The sequence below is a fragment of the Janthinobacterium sp. SUN137 genome, from assembly GCF_030587265.1.
Classification (GTDB): Bacteria; Pseudomonadota; Gammaproteobacteria; order Burkholderiales; family Burkholderiaceae_D; genus Janthinobacterium; species Janthinobacterium kumbetense.
This window is the reverse complement of sequence record NZ_JAPWHZ010000020.1, coordinates 1-2,377: the sequence shown is the minus strand read 5'-3', so window position 1 is coordinate 2,377 and position 2,377 is coordinate 1. Positions and strand designations below refer to the sequence as shown.

General features: G+C 63.5%; 2 protein-coding genes. Both read right to left on the bottom strand.

Annotated elements, in window-relative coordinates; translation table 11 throughout:
- Nucleotides 1–1,714 (bottom strand): condensation domain-containing protein (locus O3298_RS29090; protein ID WP_305061201.1); only part of this gene is annotated, 1,714 nt, incomplete at its 3' end.
- 20 nt (nucleotides 1,715–1,734) lie between these two features.
- Nucleotides 1,735–2,377: phosphopantetheine-binding protein (locus O3298_RS29085; protein WP_305061200.1), on the bottom strand; the 643-nt coding region annotated here is incomplete at its 5' end.

Genomic DNA, 2,377 nt, shown 5'->3' with positions numbered 1-2,377 from the left:
TGCCCAGCAAGCCCACCACCATCTCGACGCTGCGCTCGACGCAGATACCCACCAGGCTGTCGGCGCCCACACCCTGCCCGCGCAGGTAGTGCGCCAGGCGGTTGGCGCGCGCATTGAGCTCGCGGTAAGTCAGCGACTGGCCTGCAAACTTGATAGCTTCCGTTTCAGGACAGTGCAGTGCCTGTTGCTCGAACAGGCCATGCAAGGTCTGCGCGTGCGCGTGCTCATGCTCCTGCGCGTGCGCGGTACTGTTCCATTCCACCAACAACTGCTGCCGCTCGCCTCCTGCCAGCATGTCCAGCTCACGCAGCGGCGCCCGCGGATTGGCCACCAGCGCCGCCAGCAAGCGGCCGAAATGCGCGGCCATCCGTTCCGCCGTGGCGCGGTCGAACAGGTCGGTGTTGTATTCGACGTGCCCCCTCAATCCATCCTCCGCCTCGACCAGCGTCAGCGTCAGATCGAGCGGCGACACATTGTGCTCGATGTCCATCGGCCTGAGCGCCAGCCCGGGCAGCTCAAGCTTGCCCATCGGCGCGTTCTGAAGCACGAACATCACCTGTACCAGCGGGCTGTGGCTGGTATTGCGTTCCGGCGCCAGATGCTCCACTACCTGCTCGAACGGCAGGTCCTGGTGCGTATAGGCGCCCAGCGTGGCCGCCTTGACCTGCGCGAGCAATTCATCAAAACACTGCGCGGCATCCACCCGCGTGCGCAGCGCCAGCGTGTTGGCAAAGAAGCCGACCAGCGGTTCCAGCTCCGCCCTTTGGCGATTCGCGATCGGCGTGCCGATGCAGATGTCATCCTGGCCGGCATAACGGCTGAGCAGCACATTGAACGCAGCCGCCAGCGCCATGAACAAAGTGGCTTGCGCCTGCTGGCTAATACGGTGCAAGCCTTTGGCGACGTGCGCCGGGATCACCACGGGCACCATGCCGCCTTCGTGGGTCTGCACCGCCGGACGCGGACGATCCGTCGGCAGTGACAGCAAGGCCGGTGCACCCTGCAACTGGGTTTTCCAGTAGTCGAGCTGCTGTTGCAACACCTCGCCAGCCAGCCGCTGGCGCTGCCAATGCGCAAAATCGGCATACTGCAGCGCCAGTTCGGGCAGCAACGGTACGGTCCCCTCAACGAACGCGCTGTATAAAGCCGCCACCTCTCCCACCAGCACCCCCATCGACCAGGCATCGAAGACGATATGATGAAACGTCAGCAGGAAAACGTAGGCGTCTTCGCCCAGTACAATCAGCCGGGCACGCAGCAAGGGGCCGGTTTGCAGGTCGAACGGTGCCTGCGCCTCCTCCTGCGCCAGCCATTTCGCCCTAGCCTGACGTTCGTCCGGCGGCAGCCCACTAATATCGGTGACCGGCATCGCCAGCCGCAGCTCAGGCGCGATCACCTGCACCGGCGCGCCATCGGCCATATCGAAAATCGTGCGCAGCACCTCGTGGCGGCGCACGATCTCGTTCAGCGTGCGTTCGAGCGCGGCGCGGTCCAGCCGCCCCTGGACTTCGAATGCCCGCGGAATATTGTAGGCCGCCCCGCCGCCCGTAAAACGGTCGATAAACCAGACCCGCTGCTGTGAATACGACAGCGACAGCAATCCCCTGCGATCGGCCAGCGCAATCGATTCCGGCGGAGGTGCATCGTCTTCCTCCTGCAGCAGCAAGGCAAGGAGTTCTTCTTTCATCGATTCAAGCGAGCGAGTTGAAGTCATAGGTTTCTCAAGAATCATTGTTATTTGGAGCGGGCGGCAGAGCGCCTCTGCATGGCCTGGCGGCGATGCTGGCCCCGCTCCAGACTTTCCGCATCGGCCGCCGCTGCCGAGGGCGAACTATCCAAGGCCCCTGCCAATTTTTCGATGGTAGGATATCTGAACAAATCGACCACAGAAAGGCTTTTCTGAAAATATTGCATGATTAGCACGTGCAGTCTGATGATGAGCAGCGAGTGCCCGCCCAGGTCGAAGAAATTGTCATGGATGCCGACCCGCTCGACATTCAACAATTCACGCCAGAGCGCCACCAGCCGCTCTTCAGTATCGGTCTGCGCCGCGACATATTCGGCGCGCAGCAGGCCCCCGTCCGGCGCCGGCAAGGCCTTCCGGTTAATCTTGCCGTTGGCCGTCAGTGGCAGCTGATCGAGCACCACCCAGGCCGACGGCACCATGTGCTCGGGCAGAGCGCCGGCAAGGTAATCCTTCAAATGCGGTAGCAGTTGTCCGGCGTCCGCGCTGCCCTCGTGCGTGGTCAGGTAAGCGACCAGGCGCTGGTCGCCCGGACTGTCCTCGCGCGCCACCACCACTGCCTCGCGCACCGCCGCGTGCCGCGCCAGCCAGGTTTCGATTTCCCCCAGCTCGATGCGGAAGCCGCGCAGCTTC